Below are 16,778 nucleotides of genomic sequence, written 5' to 3' on the forward strand. Positions count from 1 at the left end.
GAAGGGAAATGGTCCCGCCACAAGGTCGTCATTCCCGCGCAAGCGCACGGCTGTTCGGAATTCTTCAAAGGCGTGAGGCTGCACGGCGGAAAAAGCCAAGGTCTGGACCCAAAATCGAAGTCGCCACACAAGATTTTGAGGTCTGCCGTGGCGTTCGAACCCAGACCACGACCACCTCAAATGCGTCCCCCCAGTCCCCAATTTGCGCTGGACCTGGGGGGTACTGTGAAAAATCCCGGACAGCCGTGCGCCTGCGCGGAAATGACGGAAAATAATAGGCGTTTTTCAGTACCCTGTTCGAGTATTTTCCCGTCAGTCGCGGTCATAACCGGCAGCGGCAAAGTAGTTCAGGCATTCGGCTTGGGTGAAGGTATCGATGCCCCGGCCGATGGCTGCCCAGAGGTCATCCTTGGTTCGGGCCGCGGTCTTCTTGAGGAAGCTCTTGAGCTTCGAGACGGCCATCTGAAGTCGGGGCTGTAGGGCGGCAGGAAATGCAACTCCGCCCCCGTCGCCTCGATGGCGGTCCGCACGGCGGCGAGCTTATGGGCGGGCAGATTGTCCATGACCACGACATCACCGGGACCATGGGCGCCGTCATGCCGCCCAGCCTGAGGGCACCGACGAAGGTGGTGGTCTTCCCGTGTCCGTGTGCCACCGGGACCCGGCATCGCTCACCACGGGGTGCCCGGCCGCGCAGCCGGGCCATCTTTGTGGAGGCGCCGGTTTCGTCGAGGAAGGCCAGGCGTTCCGGATCAAGATCGGGCTGGAAGTCAAACCAAGCCTCTCGCCGCCGCAGGCGGCTCAGGATGAGGCTGCGGACAGAGCGGAGTGGAAAGGCCCCCCGCCGCCGTTACACGATCCGCCCGTCCACCAAATGGACCTGGCGGTCGGCGGTGGCGGCGAGGTCGTGGTCGTGGGTCACCACCACCACCGAGCGGCCCTGGTTGCGGGCGAAGTCGCGGAACAGGTCGAACACCGTCTGCGCCGAGCGGCTGTCCAGGTTGCCGGTGGGCTCGTCGGCCAGCAGGACGGCGGGGTCGTTGGCCAGGGCGCGGGCGATGGCCACCCGCTGGCGCTGGCCGCCCGACATCTGCTCGGGCAGTTTGTGGGTGTGCTCGGCCAGGCCCAGCGCCCCCAGCAGCTGGTCGGCGCGGGCGGCGATGGCGGCGGGGGCGAGGCGGCCCAGGCGGCGCATGGGGATCGCCACGTTGGCGCGGGCGTTGAACTCGGGCAGCAGGAAGTGGAACTGGAAGACGAAGCCGATGCGGGCGAGGCGCAGATCGGCGAGGTCATCGACCGACATCGGCGCCGTCTCGATGCCGTCGAGGGTGACGGATCCGGCGGAGGGGCGGTCGAGCAGACCCAGCAGATAGAGCAGCGACGACTTGCCCGAGCCCGACGGCCCGGTGATGGCGACGAACTCGCCGGGATGGATGGCCAGGTCGATGTCCCGGACCAGCGTCACCGGCACCGGGCCGGGCAGCTCGCGGGTGACGCCGCGGGCCTCGATGGCGGCGGTCATGCTGCCCCCCGGACGATATCGACGGGGTTGAGGCGGCTGGCCCGGCGGGCCGGCAGCCAGGCGGCGAAGGTCGAGGCGGTGACCGCCATCAGGCCGCTGATGACGTAGTGCTTGGGCGTGCGGTAGAGCACGAAGCCCTGGGCGCGGACGAAGCCCTCCATGTTGAAGCGGATGGCCCCCAGACCCTCGACGATGGCGTAGCCGAGCGCCCAGCCGATGACCATGCCGACGATGCCGACGATCAGGCCTTCATAGACGAAGATGCGGCGGATGTCGGCGTCGCGGAAGCCCATGGATTTCAGGATGCCGATGTCGCGGGTCTTCTCGTAGACCACCGTCGAGATGACGTTGAAGATGCCGAAGCAGGCGACGATCAGGATGGCGCCGACGGTGGAATACATGATGCCGTTCTGGATGACGAAGATGCCCAGGATGTTGGAGGATTGCTCCTGCCAGCTCTCGGTGCGGTAGCCGTAGCGGGCCTCGATGGTGCGGGCCATGTCTGCGGCCTGCTCGACGTCGGCCAGGCGGATGCGGATGCGGTTGATGACGTTGGGCCGGTTCTGGAGGATCTGGGCCTTCTTCATCAGGGCGTAGGTGTCGAAATTGTCCATCAGCGTGATGCCGCTGCGGAAGATGCCGACCACCTTCATGCGCAGCACCACCCCGGCCGGGCTGACCACGCTGATCATGTCGTCCATGCCGATGCCGGCCTTGATGGCGATGCCTTCGCCGATGATGATGCCGTTGGCGGCGGTATAGAGCCCCTCCAGCGATCCGGCGATCAGGTCCTTCTCCAGCTTGGTGACCCGGCGTTCCTTCTCGGGGACGATGCCGGTGACGTTGGCCGAGATGTCCTTCGAGCCGAAGCGCAGCAGGATCTGCCCCGACAGGGTGGGCGCCACCGCCAGGCCCGGCATGGCCTCCAGGTCGTCGATCATGGCGCGGGCGCCGCGCAGGCCGCGCACCTCGTCCCTGGGCTTGATGCCGCGCAGTTCGACCACCGCGTCGGGGAAGGCGATCGCCACCGGCTGCGGCGGCGGGGTGCGGAACTCGTCCTTGACGGTGACGTGAGGGGCGGCGTCGATGATGCGGTTGACGAAGTCGCGCTGGAAGCCCTGCATCATCGAGGCGATGCCGATGAAGAAGGCCACCCCCAGCGACACCCCCAGCAGCGAGGTCAGGGTCTGGCGCCGCCGGTGCAGCAGGTGCCGGGCCGCGATGGAGAGCCCCAGCGGCAGCGCCATGGCCTCACTCCGTCTTGACGCGGTCGCCCGGCTTCAGGCCCGCGGGCGGGTTGACGATGACGATTTCGCCCTCGTCCAGGCCCGAGATCACCTCGATCCGGTCGCGGCCGCGGATGCCCAACGTCACCGCGCGGGACGCGGCGGTACCGCCCGCCACCACCATCACCCGGCGGTCGGCCACGGCGCCGGCCGGGACCAGCAGGGCGCCCTTGTGCTCGGCGGTGACGATGTTGATTTCGGTGGTCATGCCGGTCATCAGCGGGGTGTCGTCGGGCAGGCGCACGCGCACGCGGAAGGTCTTGTTGACCGGATCGCCCTTCGGCGTCACCCGGTCGACGCTGCCCTCGAGCCCGCCATCGGGAAAGGCGTCGGCCTTGACCAGCACCCGCTGGCCGGGCCGCACGCGGGCGATGTCCTCCTCGTCCACGTCGGCGGTGATGCGCAAGGGACGAGGCTCGCCGACCCAGAACAGGGCGGTTTCGGGGGTCGCCACCTCGCCCGGTTCGCCGTCGCGGCGCAGCACCATTCCGGCGATGGGCGAGGTCACCACCAAATCGGCGCGGCGCTGGCGGGCGGCGTTGATGGCGGCCACCACCTGGTTGTATTCGCTTTGAGCCTTCTGTTCGGCCTCGCGGGCCTTGATGCCGCGCTCGGCCAGGGCGCGGGTGCGGGCCAGCTCCTCGCGCCAATAGGCGGCGCGGGCTTCCAGCTCGGCGACGCGGGCCAGCGCCTCGCGGTCGTCGAGCCGGGCCAGCGGCTGGCCGACGCGCACGGTGTCGCCCTCGCGCGCCAGCACCTCGGCGATGCGCCCGGTGGTCACCGGGCCGATGCGGGCCCAGATCTCGGGCTCCACCGTGCCGGTGGCGTAGACCGCCTCGATGGCGGTGCCGCGCTCCGGCATGGCGGTGGCGACGCCGCGCGGCGCCCCGCGCAGCAGCAGGAAGGCCGCGGCGGCGGCCACGGCGACGACGAACAGCAGCAGGGGAAGGCGGCGGGCCGGACGGCGGAACATGGTGGTTGCAGTTGCAATCGAGCTGGCGAAGGATACACCAATCGCCCGCACAATCCACCGTTCCGCCGCACCTCGGTTCCGGCCGCGTTCAGTTCCAGGGCGCGTCGTAGTCGTCGATGGTGTAGCCGGGCGGCAGGCCGGCCATGTCGGCCGGCGAATCATAGGCTGAAAGCGTCTGCGGCACCCCGGTGTGGTTCTCCAGCGGCGAGCCCTGGCCGAGATACTGGGGCGACGACATGTGCTCGTCGCGCAGCAGCGGGATGCCGGGGTCCTGCGGCCTGGGGGTGTTGACGGCGCGGCGATCCGTCTGTGCCGGCTCGGCACTGGCCGATTGCTGCGGCTGTGCCGGTGCCGCATAGGCCGAGGCGCGGCCGGCCGGATCGACGTCGATGTCCAGCGCCGCCAGGGTGGACAGGTCCAGGCTGCCGGTGGGGCGCAGGCCGTGGTCCGACTGGAACAGCAGCACGGAATTGCGCAGATCGGCATCGAAGCGGCCATCGGCGGTCACGTCGTAGCCCAGCGCCGACAGGCGCTGTTCGGCCGCCCGCAGCACGTCGCGTTGGGGTTCCAGCTGGGCGATGGTCGGGCGGATGTCGCCCCGGGCCTGCTGGGCCAGGGCGGGAGAGGCGGCGAAGACGGCCAGGACGGCGAGAGAGATGACGGTACGGTTCATCCTACCTCCTCGGCGGGTTGGTCGGTCCCGCCCTGTTGCGGCGGCGCTCGGGCGGGCGGCGCATCCGGCCGCCCGCCCGGGCCGGGACTTCAGCGGGCCGGCTGGTCCATGCCGCCGCCCTCGGGCATGTCCTGCATCTCGCCCTGGCCGGGCATCTCGGCCTGCTGCGAGTCGGATTCCACCCCCAGGGCGGCCATGCTCTGCTGGTCGGGGCTGCCGGTGGCGGGCAGGTTCTGGTCGCGCTGGAAGTTCATCAGCGCCTGGCGTGACCGCGGCCCCCAGATGCCGTCCACCTGGCCGACCTCGTAGCCCTGGGCCTGCAACTGCTGCTGCATCTGGCGCACGGTGTCCTCGGACATGGAACTCTGCTGGCCGCCTTGCATGCCGCTCTGGGACTGCATGCCGGCGGCCAGGGCCGGCCCGGCCGCCAGCGCGCCCAACAGGGCGAGGGCGAAAAGCTTCTTCATGGTGATCCTCCGCGGGTTTAGCCTGGGCGGGCGAAATGCCGCTCCCACGCGGTCAATGCCTGAGGACGGCGAAGGTTCCGCCCCGGTGCCGGATGCGCGCGGAATGCAGGTGTCCGGTCAACCGGCCAGCACCGCCAGCGCCGCCGCCAGCAGCACGGCGGCGGCCAGCCAGCGGACCGGGTGGCGGCTCGGCTCGGGCAAGGGGGGCGCGGGCACCTCCGGAGTCGCGGGCGGCGGCCCGGGCAGGGAGATGGCGGCGGCCTCGTCCGGTGGCGGCCCCAGCCGGATCGGCCGCCCCGAGGCGGCGGGCGGCGCCAGCAGGCTGGGCGCCGTGGGCCCGGGCAGCGACGGCGTTGGCCGGGGGGTGGGCGCCTGGGCCGGGGCTGGTTCGTGGGTCGCGGCGGGGCGCCGGCGCGGCGCGCGCTTGCGCTTGGGGCGGGCGGGCCGGGCCGGGCGGGCGCGCTGCTCCAGGATGGCGGCGATCATCGCCAGCGCCTCGGCGTGGGAGACCCCCACGGGGCGGAGACGGCGCAACGCGGACCGATCGGCGGCGAGCCCGTGCAGGGTGGCATCGTCGAGGGCGGCCAGGGCGTAGCGGAACTCGTCGTCCATGGCGCCGACGATTTCCTCGATGCGAAGCATGGGACGCCTTGCCTAAAGCCGGGACAGTTCGCCGTCGATGATATCCCAGGCGCGGTGCAGCGCCATATGGTCAATGCAATAGGGCGGCATCAGGTAGACCACGTTGCCGAGCGGGCGGATCAGCAGGCCGCGTTCGAGGAAGCGTTTCTTCAGGGTCGGGCCGATGGCCGAGGCATAGCCGTCGCCGGGCAGGTCGAAGGCGGCGATGGTGCCGGTGACGCGCGGTCGCGACAGCTGGGCGTGGCGGGCCGCCAGCCCGGCCAGGCGCTGGCGGTGGATGGCCTCGATGTCCCCGATGCGGGCGCCGCATTCGGGCGCCTCCAGCAGGTCCAGCGAGGCCAGGCCGGCGGCGCAGCCCAGCGGGTTGGCGGTGTAGGAATGGCCGTGCAGGAAGGCCCGCGCGATGTCGGTGCCCAGGAAGGCCTGGTGGATGAATTCGCGCGCCACCGTCATGGACAGCGGCAGGAAGCCGCCGGTCAGCCCCTTGGACAGGCACACCAGGTCGGGCACGATGCCGGCCTTGACGCAGGCGAAGATGGCGCCGGTGCGGCCGAAGCCGGTCATCACCTCGTCCAGGATCAAGAGCGAGCCCGCTTCGGCGATGCGGGCGGCGAGGGCGCGCAGGAACTCGGGACGGCACATGCGCATGCCGGCGGCCCCCTGCACCAGCGGCTCGACGATCACCGCCGCGACCTTGCCGGGATGGCGGGCGAAGACGTCTTCGAGGGCCAGCAGGGCCTGGCGCTCGCGGTCCGCGACTCCGTCGTCGCCGTCCCAGGTGGCGGGGAAGGGCACCACCTCGACCGGGAACAGCATGGATTCCCAGGCGCCGAAGAAGCCCGACGAGTGCCCGGCCGACATGGCGCCCACGGTGTCGCCGTGATAGCCGCCGTCGAAGGCGACGAAGACGCTGCGGTCCTCGCCGCAATTGCTCCAGTACTGGCGGGCCATCTTCAGCGCCACCTCGACGGCGGTGGAGCCGTCGTCGGAATAGAACACCCGGTCGAGGTCGCCGGGCAGGTGGCCGCACACCCGGGCGGCCAGCCGGGCGGCCGGCGCGTGGGTGAAATCGGCGAAGATCACCTGCTCCAGGGTGCGCGCCTGCTCGGCGATGGCGGCGGCGATCACCGGGTTGGCGTGGCCGTGCAGGTTGACCCACCACGACGACACCAGGTCCAGGTATTCGCGGCCGTCGGCGCCGAAGATGGTGGCGCCTTCGGCCCGCGCCGCCACCATGGGCGGCGGCGCCGTGGCGGCCTGGGTGAAGGGGTGCCAGACATGGGCGGCATCCAGTTCCGAATCGGTCATCCTACCTCGGGCGGGTCGAAGGCGGGCGGTGGCAGGCCGGCCACCACACTGGCGGTGACCGCCGGCAGCGGCTGCAGCTCGGCCAGCACCGGCACCGCGCCGTAATGCTCGATGGCCCGGCGGTTGGCCGGGTTGCGCTGGCCGTTCATCACCACACCGAGGATGGGAATGCGCCGCCGGCGCAGCACCTCCAGCGTCATCAGGGTGTGGTTGATGGTGCCCAGCCCCGAGCGCGCCACCACCAGAGCCGGCAGCCGCAATCGCTCCATCAGGTCGACGGTCAGGGCCAGCTCGTTCAGCGGCACCATGGCGCCGCCGGCCCCCTCCACCACCAGCGGGCGGGCGGCGGCGGGCAGGGTGAAGGCCGACAGGTCGATGCGCACCCGCTCGCGCCGCGCCGCCTCGTGCGGGCTCAGGGGAGCCTGCAGCACATAGGCCGAGGGATGGATGGTGGCGTCGGGGACCAGCTGGGCGACGGTGTCGAAATCGGCGGTGTCCGCGGCGCCGGTCTGCACCGGCTTCCAGTACTCGGCCGCCCAGGCCTTGACGAGCCAGGCGCTGACCAGGGTCTTGCCGATTTCGGTATCGGTGCCGGTGACAAATACTCCCCGCATCTACGCCCCCGCAACCAGATGGACCACATCGTAGGTCACCCGGGCCGGACTGCCCAGAGCCTTCATGGCCTTGCGCAGTCCGCCCGGACTGAGCGGCCGGTGGCCGGGCGCCGGCACCGAGGCGCCGACCCGGCGCAGCGCGTCCAGAAAGTCCTTGCCGTCCGCATACTCGACGGCGATGGGCTGGCGGACCACGCGCGCCCCGGGCAGCAGGGCGGCGATGGCGTCGGGGGTGGGGTAGGCGGGGGTGCCGCAGGGCAGGCCGAGGGCCGCATGGGCCGCCCGCCATTCGGCGAAGCTGCCGGCCCCCAGGGTGGAGACGGCGAGGGCTCCGCCCGGCCGCAGGCAGGCCCGCAGCCGCGCCAACCCGGCTCCCAGGTCCTCGAACCACTGGACCGCCAGGTTGGACACCACCAGATCGAAGCCGCCGGGCTCGAGGTCGGGATGCTCGCCGTCCATCACCCGGTACTCGGCCCGGGCGCCGAAACTGCGCCGTGCCGCCTCGACCATGGCCGCCGACAGGTCGGTGACCAGCCAATGGCCGCCCAGCTTCGGCAGCAGGGCGGCGGTCAGCAGCCCGGTGCCGCAGCCGATCTCCAGCACGCGCGGCGCCGCCGGCCGGGGCAGCGCGGCCACCAAGGCGGCCAGCCGCATCGCGGCCTGGGCCTGGGCGCCCGCCGCCTGGTCGTAGGTGGCGGCGGCGGCGGAAAAGGCGGCGGCGACCGAGTGCGAGCGGGTCATCTCAGCGAGGCGGCGAACAGGCGGATGCGGCTGGCCACCCATTCCGGGTGGGTCTGGGGCAGCAGATGGCCGCCGCCCTCGGCCAGCACAAGGGCCTGGGGCGGGAAGGAAACCCGGCTCATGGCCTCGGGCACCAGCTGGTCGTGGGTGCCCGCCACCGCCTGCAGCGGGCAGTCCAGCCCGGCCAGGGCGGCGCGCTGGTCGCAGGCGGCCAGCCAGTCCAGCGCCCTGGCCAGCGGCTCGGGGCGGATGTCCTCGACCTCGGGGGCTTCGACGCCGATACGCGACAGGAAGTCGGCGGTGACCGCGTGCGGCTCGGTCCCGAACTTGTCGATCATGCGCTGCAGCTTGACCGGCGGCACCCCGGCGACGAAATCCGGGGCGCGCAGGAAGCGGGCGAAGGAGTTGATGGCCATGGCGCCGGCCCAAGGGCGCGGCAGGTGGGCCAGGGCCCAGGGAAAGCCCATGGAATGGCCGACCACCAGGGGCTGGTCGAGGCTGTCCGGAATCCTCGCCTCGCCGCGGAAGCCCAGGTCCACGAACACCCGCTCGAAATCGGGCAGCCGCTGGGCCACCGGCTGCCAGAAACCGGCATCGAAGCCCCAGCCGTGGACGAGCACCAGGGTTCTCACCTGTCGCCTCCCGCCGCTGCGATGGTGGCGGCGATCAGCCGCTCGACGTCCTCGTCGGAATGGGCCGCCGACAGGGCGAAGCGGATGCGGCTGGTGCCGCCCGGCACCGTCGGCGGGCGGATGGCGATGCCCAGCAGGCCCTGCTGCTCGAGGGCGTGGGCGACCTGCAGCGTGCGCTCCTCGTCGCCCAGGATCACCGGCACGATCTGGGTGCTGGAGGCGCCGGTATCCAGGCCGGCGGAGATGAAGGCCCCGCGCACCCGCGCCGAGACGGCCTGCAGGCGGGCGCGCTCGGCGGCCATCTGGGGCACCAGGTCGATGGCGGCGTCGATGGCCCCCAGCACCGCCGGCGGCAGGGCGGTGGCGTAGATCAGCCCGGACGCCCGGTTGGCGAGGAAGTCCTTGCAGGACTGCGAACAGGCGACATAGGCGCCGAAGCTGCCCATGGCCTTCGAGAAGGTGCCCATGGCGATGTCCACATGGGTGCCCACCGACAGCCCGAAGCCGTTGGCCCCCAGCACCCCGGTGGCGTGCGCCTCGTCCAGGTAGAGGAAGGCGTTCCATTCCTCGGCCAGGGCGACGATGCGGTCGACGTCGGGGGTGTCGCCGTCCATGCTGAACACCGATTCGGTGACGATGAAGCGCGGTCCCGGGTCGCGCGCGTGGCGGGCCAGCAATTCGTCGAGATGGGTGAGGTCGTTGTGGCGGAAGCGGATCTGGCGCGCCCCGGCGGCCTGGCAGCCCATGTGCAGGCTGGCATGGTTGAGGCGGTCGCAGAACACCAGCGGCTCGGCGCTCCACAGCGAGCGGTCGAGCAGGGCCGGCAGCACCGAGGCATTGCATTGCCAGCCGCTGGCGAAGACCAGCGCCGCCGCCACGCCCTTGGCGGCGGCGATCTTGGCCTCGACCGCCTCGAGGGCGGTGGAGTGGCCGGTGACCAGCCGCGACGCCCCCGATCCGGCGCCGTAGCGCTCGGCCCATTGGCAGGCCCGTTCGATCAGCAGCGGGTGGCGGGCCAGGCCGAGATAGTCGTTGGCGGAGAAATTGACCAGCTCGCGCCCGTCCATGCGCACCCGCCCGCCCGGCAGGTGCTCGACCGCGCGCAAGCGTCGCCGCCGGCCCGAGGCGGCAAGCTCGTCGAGAACGGCGGACAGGCGGGAGTCGAGGTCGTGCATGGCCCCCGCGTTCTAGTGGGTTTTCGCGGCTGTTGCAAAGGCGGCGTGCGGGGCACTAATCTCTGCCACCCGCAAGGGCGGGAAAGCCCTTGCATCCGTATGGTTTTTCAGGAGATTGCGCGGTGACGGTGGCGGCGATGACGGATGGGGTGCGGCACGACTGGACATTGGACGAGGTCGAGGCGCTGTTCGCCATGCCCTTCATGGACCTGGTATTCAAGGCCCAGACCGTCCACCGCGCCCATTTCGACCCCAACCGCATCCAGATCAGCCGGCTGCTCTCCATCAAGACCGGCGGCTGCCCCGAGGATTGCTCGTACTGCCCGCAATCGGCCCATTACGCCACCGGCCTGGACAAGGAACGCCTGCTGGCGGTGGAAGAGGTCATCGAGGCGGCGCGCAAGGCCAAGGACGAGGGCGCCTCGCGCTTCTGCATGGGCGCCGCCTGGCGCGGCCCCAAGGGCGACGACTTCCAGGTGGCGCTGGCCATGATCGAGGGGGTCAAGGGCCTGGGCCTGGAAACCTGCGCCAGCTTCGGCCTGCTGTCGCGCGAACAGGCCCGCCAGTTGAAGGCGGCCGGGCTCGACTACTACAACCACAACCTGGACACCAGCCCGGGCCATTACGGCGAGATCATCTCGACCCGCTCGTTCGAGGACCGCCTCGAGACCATCGGCCACGTCCAGGAGGCCGGGCTGCACGTCTGCTCGGGCGGCATCGTCGGCATGGGCGAGAAGGGCAGCGACCGCGCCGAGATGCTGATCGCCCTGGCCAACCTGCCGCAGCAGCCCGATTCGGTGCCCATCAACCTGTTGATCCCCATCCCCGGCACGCCGCTGGCCGAGGTCGAACGCCCCGATCCCTTCGACTTCGTGCGCACCATCGCGGTGGCCCGCATCATGATGCCGAAAAGCTTCGTGCGGCTGTCGGCCGGGCGCGAGGGCATGACCGAGGAGATGCAGGCGCTGTGCTTCCTGGCCGGCGCCAATTCGGTGTTCTGCGGCGAGAAGCTGCTGACCGCCCGCAACGCCTCGCCGGCCAACGACAAGAGCCTGTTCGGCCGGCTGGGGCTGGCACCGCTGTGACTGCGCTCCTTTGTCCGTAGCCTCACCCTGAGGCCCGAATGGGACGTCGTTCCCGCGTAGGCGGGAACCCAGAAGTCGCGGACGAGCTGGCGGTGCACCCCCTGGGTCCCCGCCTACGCGGGGACGACGGCAGGTCTCAGGCGGCCCGGTCGGCCGTCACCGGGGATAGGGCATCATCCTCCACATGGACGTGGAAGCAGCGCTGGCACCACAGCACCGGGGCCAGCTTGCGGTCGCGGCTGACCCGGTGGCGGGTGCGCCGGGCACAGGCGGGGCAATGGTGGAATTCGTCTTTTTCGTCGGTCATCGCGTCTATACTCCAGGCCGAGGAGATAGGGCGCAACATGCCGGGCCTCAAGCGAAGGAATGATGAATTCGTCTATTCCGCCACCGCCGCATGGGATGGCGGTGCCTTCTTGCGGGTGGCGGACAGCCGCAGGCGCTCGAACCACAGGTACAGCACCGGGGTGATGTAGAGGGTCAGCGCCTGGCTGACGATCAGCCCGCCCACCACCGACAGGCCCAGGGGCTGGCGCAGCTCGGCGGCGGCGCCGTGGCCGACGGCGATGGGCAGGGTGCCCATGATGGCGGCCATGGTGGTCATCATGATCGGGCGGAACCGCAGCAGGCAGGCCTGGCGGATGGCGTCGTAGGGCGACAGCCCGCCCCGGCGCTGCGCATCGAGGGCGAAGTCGATCATCATGATGGCGTTCTTCTTGACGATGCCGATCAACATCAGGATGCCGATCAGAGCGATCACCGACAGTTCCTGGTTGAACACCATCAGCGTCGCCAGCGCCCCCACCGCCGCCGAGGGCAGGCCGGACAGGATGGTGACCGGGTGGATCAGGCTTTCGTACAGCACCCCCAGCACCACGTAGATCACCACCACCGCCGCCAGCAGCAGGATGCCCTGGTTGTTCATGGATTGCTGGAACACCTTGGCGGTGCCGGCGAACGAGGCGGAAATGCCGGCCGGCCGGTCCAGCTCGGCCTCGACCGCCTTCAGGCGCTCGGTGGCCTGGCCCAGCGAGATTTCGGGGGCGAGGTTGAAGGTGATGGTCACCGCCGGCAGCTGCGACTGGTGATTGACCACCAGCGGACCGACGGTGCGGCTGATGGTCGCCACCGCGTCCAGCGGCACCAGCGGCCCGGCCTTGGAGCGCACCTTGAGCCGCGACAGCGCCTCGGTATCGACCTGGAAGCGGGGGTCCATCTCGAGGATCACAGCATAATCGTTGGCGGCGGTGTAGATGGTCGAGATCTCGCGGTTGCCGTAGGCGGAATAGAGGGTGGAGCGCACGTCTTCCAGCCGCACCCCCAGCGCGGCCGCCTTGTCGCGATCGACCTCGACCAGCGCCTGCGGGCTCTTGATCTGCAGGTCGGTGGTGACGTCCTGGATCAGCGGCTCCACCTGCAGCCGGTTCAGCAGCTTTTCGGACCAGGCGTAAAGCTCGGGCTGGTCGATGCCTTCGATGGTGTACTGATACTGGCTCTTGGACGAGCGGCCGCCCAGGTTGAGGGTCTGGATGGGGTTGACGTAGACGGTGATGCCCGCCCGACCGCCCAGTTTCTTGCGCAGATCCCGCACCACCGCCTCGATGCCGGGGCGCTGGTCGCGGGGCACCAGGTTGACGAACATGCGTCCGGCATTGACCGCGTTGGACATGCCGGACACGCCCATGGCCGAGGTCACGGTGGCGACGTAGGGCGAGGCCTTGACCAGTGCCGCCACCTGCTGCTGCTGCTCCTTCATGGCCTCGAACGAGATGTCCTGGGCGGCCTCGGTGTTGATGAAGACCTGGCCGGTGTCCTCGGTGGGGAAGAAGCCCTTGGGGATGGCCATGAACAGCCACACCGTGGCGGCGATGGTGGCGGCCAGCAGCGCCAGCATGGCCGGGCCGTGCGCCAGCACCCAGTCCAGGCTTCGCCGGTACCAGCCCAGCAGGGCGTCGAAGCCCTTTTCCAGGACCCGCTCGACCCGGCCGGCGTCGGCGCTGTGCTCGGGGCGCAGCCAGCGCGCGCACATGGCCGGCGTCAGGGTCAGCGATACCAGGGCCGAGATGCCGATGGCCAGGGTCACCACCACCGCGAATTCGTGGAACATCCGCCCGATCACCCCGCCCATCAGCAGGATGGGGATGAACACCGCCACCAGCGACACGGTGATGGAAACGATGGTGAAGCCGATCTCGCGGGAGCCCTTCAGCGCCGCCTCGAACGGTCCCATGCCCTCGTCCACGTGGCGCTGGATGTTCTCCAGCATGACGATGGCGTCGTCCACCACCAGCCCCACCGACAGGGTCAGCCCCAGCAGCGAGATGTTGTCCAGGCTGAAGCCCAGGACCGCCATGGCGCCCAGGGTGGCGATCAGCGACACCGGCATGGCGATGGCCGGGATCAGGGTGGCCGATAGCCGGCGCAGGAACAGGAAGATCACCAGCACCACCAGCGCCACGGTGATGGCGAAGGTGAACTGGACGTCGGCGATGGCGTCGCGGATGGAGCGCGAGCGGTCGTTCATGACATCGACCTTGACCGCGGCGGGCAGGGCGGCGCGCACCGTGGGCAGCAGGGCGCGCACCGCGTCCACCACCTCGACGGTGTTGGCGTCGGGCTGGCGCTGCACCGCCACCACGATGGCGCGGGTGCCGTTGAACCAGCTGGCGGTGCGGTTGTTCTCGACGCTGTCCTCGACCCGGGCGACGTCCCTGAGGCGCACCGGGGCGCCCTCGCGCCACGCCACCACCATGTCGGCGAAGGCGGCCGCGTTGGGCAGCTGGGCGTTGGACTGGATGGTCAGCTGCTGCTTCGGCCCGCTCAGCACCCCCAGCGGCGCGTTGCTGTTGGCCGCCTGGATCGCCTGCTGCAGCTCATCGACGCCGATATTGCGCGAGGCCAGGGAATCGGGGTCGATGCGGATGCGCACGGCGTATTTCTGGCTGCCGTAGATCAGCACCTGCGCCACCCCGGTCAGGCGCGAGATGCGCGGCATCAGGATGGTCTGGGCATAGTCGTCGAGCACGTTGAGCGGCACCGTCGGCGAGGACAGCGCCAGCAGCACCACCGGGCTGTCGGACGGGTTCGACTTGCGGTAGCTGGGCGGGGTGGTCATCTCCTCGGGCAGCCGGCGCTGGGCGCGGGCGATGGCCGCCTGGACATCCTGGGCGGCGTCGTCGATGTCGCGCGACAGCACGAATTGCAGGGTGATCTGCGAGGTCCCCTGGCCCGAGGAAGAGGTGATGGTCTCGACCCCCGAAATGGTGGAGAACTCGCGCTCCAGCGGGGCCGCCACCGAGGCCGCCATGCTCTCCGGGCTGGCCCCGGGCAGGGTGGCCGAGATGCTGATGGTGGGGAAATCGACATTGGGCAGCGCCGCCACCGGCAGCTTGCGCCAGCCGGCCAGGCCGGCGAACACCAGCACGCAGGTCAGCAGCAGGGTGGCGACCGGCCGGCGGATGAAGGTCGCCGAGACGTTCATGGCTTGGCCGGAGGATTGGCTCCGCGTTCGGCGATGGCGATGCCGGCGGCCAGGCGCATCTGGCCCTCCACCACCACCTTGTCGCCGGCCGCCAGGCCCTTGGCGATGACCGCCACGCCATCGACGATGCGGTCGATGGTGACGGGGCGCAGCTCGGCCCGGTTGTCGGCGCCGGGGACGAAGACGTAATTGCCCTGCTGGCCGGTCTGCACCGCCTCGGCCGGAACGGTGACCGCCTCGGCCTCGGTGCCCAGAACCAGGGTGATGGTGACGAACTGGCCCGGCCACAGGCTGGTGTCGTCATTGGCGAAGGTGGCCTTCAGCCCGATGGTGCCGGTCTGGGTGTCGATGGCGGAATCGATGAAGGTGAGCCGCCCCTTGACGTCCAAGGCGGGATCGGCGGCCGAGCCGACGCTGGCCTCGACCGCGCCGGCGGCCAGGGCGGCGCGGATGCGCGGCAGGTTCGATTCGGCCACCGAGAAGGCGACGGTCACCGGCCGCATGCGGGTGATGGTGACCATGGGCAGGGCATCGGTGGGCCGCGCCAGGCTGCCCAGCTTGGCGTTGATGGCGCCAGTGCGCCCCGGCACGGGGGCGCGGATGGCGGCGTATTCGATGGCCAGGCGGGCATTGTCGATGGCGGCCTGGTCGGCCTTCACCGCCGCCTCCAGCACGGCGGCGTCGGCGGTGGCCTGCTCCAGCTTCTGTTGCGTCGCCGAGCCCACCTTGAGCAGCTCGGTGTAGCGGGCGAGATCGGCCCGGGCCCGCTCCAGCTGCGCCCGGTCGCGCAGCAGGCTGGCCTCGGCCTGGCGGCGGGCGGCCTCGGCTGCGCGGGCGTCCAGGCTGAACAGCGGCGCCCCCTCGGCGACCTCGTCGCCCTCGGCGAAATGGACCTTGACCACCTCGCCCTCGACACGCGGCCGCACCGGCACCACCGCCAGGGCCTGCACCGTTCCCACCGCGGTCAGCCGCACCGGCATCGGCCGCGCCTCGGCCGGACGCAGCACCACCGGCTGCGGCCGCGACTCGGCCTTGGGCGCCTCGGCCGTCGGCGGGCGCGTTGCCAGATACCAGCCGACGGCGGCGGCGGCGATCAACGCGGCGATGGTGGCGATCCGGGGCATGCGCATGCCTCCATCAAGCCCTGTGCCGCCGAAACCGTCAACGGGGGATCGGTAACGGAGGGTAACGGTGGGCGCCGCAGACCGCGCGCATGGTCTCGCGCATCCAGCGATGGCCCGGATCGGCGTCCATGCGGGGATGCCACATCAGGGAGATGGTGACCTCGGGCATGGGGACAGGAAGGGCGAAGCACGCCATGCCTTCCCGCAGGCCGGCAGTGTGGCGCTCGGGGACGCTGGCGATCAGGTCCGAGGTCCTGGCCAGGGCCAAGGCCGCGGCGAAGCCGCCGACTGTCACCCGGACATTGCGGTGCAGTCCCAATGGTTCCAGCGCCGCATCCACCGGTCCCGTGCCCTGGTCGGGGCGGGCGACGCGCACATGTCCGGCGGCGGCGTAGTCGCCGGGGGTAATTGCGCCGACGGCCAGGGGGTGCCCCGACCGCGCCGCACCGATGAAGTGGTCGCGGAACAACGCCAGGGCGCGCACCTCCGGTCCGGTGGCCGAACCGATGACGCCGGTTTCCAGATCGACGCTGCCGTCCCGCAGCAGGGTGCTCTGGCGATCGGCCTTCGCCATGAAGTGCAGCCGCACGCCCGGGGCCTCCCGCTCAAGCCGGCCGAGCAGCATCGGCCCGAAGGTTTCGGCGAAGCCCTCGCTGGCGCGGATGGCAAAGGTCCGCTGCAGACGACTTAGATCCAGTGAGCGGACGGGGCGCAGGGCGGCCTCGGCGTCCTCCACCAGATGGGCGACGCGGTCGCGCAGCTCCATCGCCCGCGGCGTGGGAACCAAGCCGCGACCGGCCCGCACCAGCAGCGGATCGCCCGTCACCTCGCGCAGGCGGGCGAGCGCCCGGCTCATGGCCGAGGGGCTGAGCCGCAGGCGCCGCGCGGCGGCCGCGACGCTGCCCTCGGTCAACAGCACGTCCAAGGTGACCAGCAAGTTCAGGTCGGGCCGAGACATGGGGCCACGATAGCGGCATATGGCGTTTCATGCACTGAATTACTGAAAATAGTGCGTCTTCCGCCATATCAGGCACAAGCCTAGGGTGTCCGGAGCT

The 16,778-nt window shown here is 70.7% G+C and carries 16 protein-coding genes and 1 pseudogene; 1 reads left to right on the forward strand and 16 read right to left on the reverse strand.

What is annotated here, in order from left to right; genetic code table 11:
- Positions 1-312 precede the first annotated feature (312 nt).
- From MTBUT4_RS19550 to bioF, 12 genes and pseudogenes are all read right to left on the reverse strand, one after another.
- Positions 313-796 (reverse strand): annotated as a pseudogene (locus tag MTBUT4_RS19550) (transposase); the annotation flags it as partial.
- A gap of 54 nt (positions 797-850) precedes the next feature.
- Positions 851-1,522, reverse strand: coding sequence for an ABC transporter ATP-binding protein (locus MTBUT4_RS13950; protein ID WP_173980299.1), 672 nt, complete (start codon positions 1,520-1,522; stop codon positions 851-853).
- Entirely contained in the window at positions 1,519-2,769 is a 1,251-nt protein-coding gene (locus tag MTBUT4_RS13955; protein WP_173980300.1) for an ABC transporter permease, read from the reverse strand. The genes MTBUT4_RS13950 and MTBUT4_RS13955 overlap by 4 nt, the downstream gene beginning before the upstream one ends.
- A 4-nt stretch (positions 2,770-2,773) precedes the next feature.
- Positions 2,774-3,781 (reverse strand): efflux RND transporter periplasmic adaptor subunit, encoded by a 1,008-nt coding sequence (locus MTBUT4_RS13960; protein ID WP_173980301.1) that lies wholly within the window; start codon positions 3,779-3,781, stop codon positions 2,774-2,776.
- Between the two features lie 88 nt (positions 3,782-3,869).
- A complete protein-coding gene (locus MTBUT4_RS13965) occupies positions 3,870-4,454 on the reverse strand; it encodes a peptidoglycan-binding domain-containing protein (RefSeq protein WP_173980302.1) in 585 nt (194 codons plus the stop codon).
- An 89-nt stretch (positions 4,455-4,543) separates the two neighbouring features.
- Positions 4,544-4,921 carry a peptidoglycan-binding protein gene (locus MTBUT4_RS13970; RefSeq protein ID WP_173980303.1) on the reverse strand — a complete coding sequence of 126 codons (378 nt, stop codon included), beginning with the start codon at positions 4,919-4,921 and terminating at the stop codon, positions 4,544-4,546.
- Between the two features lie 117 nt (positions 4,922-5,038).
- Positions 5,039-5,563: a hypothetical protein gene (locus tag MTBUT4_RS13975; RefSeq protein ID WP_173980304.1), complete on the reverse strand. Its 525-nt coding sequence runs from the start codon at positions 5,561-5,563 to the stop codon at positions 5,039-5,041.
- Positions 5,564-5,575: 12 nt separating this feature from the next.
- Complete coding sequence (gene bioA / locus MTBUT4_RS13980; RefSeq protein ID WP_173980305.1) at positions 5,576-6,871, reverse strand: adenosylmethionine--8-amino-7-oxononanoate transaminase; 1,296 nt, start codon at positions 6,869-6,871, stop codon at positions 5,576-5,578.
- The gene (bioD, locus tag MTBUT4_RS13985) at positions 6,868-7,485 is read right to left on the reverse strand and encodes a dethiobiotin synthase (protein ID WP_173980306.1); all 618 of its coding nucleotides are present in this window, start codon (positions 7,483-7,485) and stop codon (positions 6,868-6,870) included. Before bioD ends, bioA begins: the two co-directional genes overlap by 4 nt.
- Positions 7,486-8,226, reverse strand: coding sequence for a methyltransferase domain-containing protein (locus MTBUT4_RS13990; RefSeq protein WP_173980307.1), 741 nt, complete (start codon positions 8,224-8,226; stop codon positions 7,486-7,488).
- Complete coding sequence (locus tag MTBUT4_RS13995; protein ID WP_173980308.1) at positions 8,223-8,858, reverse strand: alpha/beta fold hydrolase; 636 nt, start codon at positions 8,856-8,858, stop codon at positions 8,223-8,225. The genes MTBUT4_RS13990 and MTBUT4_RS13995 overlap by 4 nt, the downstream gene beginning before the upstream one ends.
- Entirely contained in the window at positions 8,855-10,033 is a 1,179-nt protein-coding gene (gene bioF / locus MTBUT4_RS14000; RefSeq protein WP_173980309.1) for an 8-amino-7-oxononanoate synthase, read from the reverse strand. Before bioF ends, MTBUT4_RS13995 begins: the two co-directional genes overlap by 4 nt.
- A gap of 137 nt (positions 10,034-10,170) precedes the next feature.
- Here bioF and bioB point away from each other — a divergent pair, with 137 nt between their 5' ends.
- Positions 10,171-11,118: a biotin synthase BioB gene (gene bioB / locus MTBUT4_RS14005; protein WP_173980360.1), complete on the forward strand. Its 948-nt coding sequence runs from the start codon at positions 10,171-10,173 to the stop codon at positions 11,116-11,118.
- Positions 11,119-11,254: 136 nt separating this feature from the next.
- Here bioB and MTBUT4_RS14010 read toward each other — a convergent pair whose 3' ends face one another.
- The 4 genes from MTBUT4_RS14010 to MTBUT4_RS14025 form a co-directional block, all read right to left on the reverse strand.
- Positions 11,255-11,425 carry a hypothetical protein gene (locus tag MTBUT4_RS14010; RefSeq protein WP_173980310.1) on the reverse strand — a complete coding sequence of 57 codons (171 nt, stop codon included), beginning with the start codon at positions 11,423-11,425 and terminating at the stop codon, positions 11,255-11,257.
- 72 nt (positions 11,426-11,497) lie between these two features.
- A complete protein-coding gene (locus MTBUT4_RS14015) occupies positions 11,498-14,599 on the reverse strand; it encodes an efflux RND transporter permease subunit (protein WP_173980311.1) in 3,102 nt (1,033 codons plus the stop codon).
- The gene (locus tag MTBUT4_RS14020) at positions 14,596-15,723 is read right to left on the reverse strand and encodes an efflux RND transporter periplasmic adaptor subunit (RefSeq protein WP_173980312.1); all 1,128 of its coding nucleotides are present in this window, start codon (positions 15,721-15,723) and stop codon (positions 14,596-14,598) included. Before MTBUT4_RS14020 ends, MTBUT4_RS14015 begins: the two co-directional genes overlap by 4 nt.
- A gap of 37 nt (positions 15,724-15,760) precedes the next feature.
- Positions 15,761-16,681 carry a LysR family transcriptional regulator gene (locus MTBUT4_RS14025; protein ID WP_173980313.1) on the reverse strand — a complete coding sequence of 307 codons (921 nt, stop codon included), beginning with the start codon at positions 16,679-16,681 and terminating at the stop codon, positions 15,761-15,763.
- Between the last annotated feature and the right edge of the window lie 97 nt (positions 16,682-16,778).

Origin of the sequence: Magnetospirillum sp. UT-4 (assembly GCF_902729435.1) — a bacterium.
GTDB lineage: Bacteria > Pseudomonadota > Alphaproteobacteria > Rhodospirillales > Magnetospirillaceae > Magnetospirillum.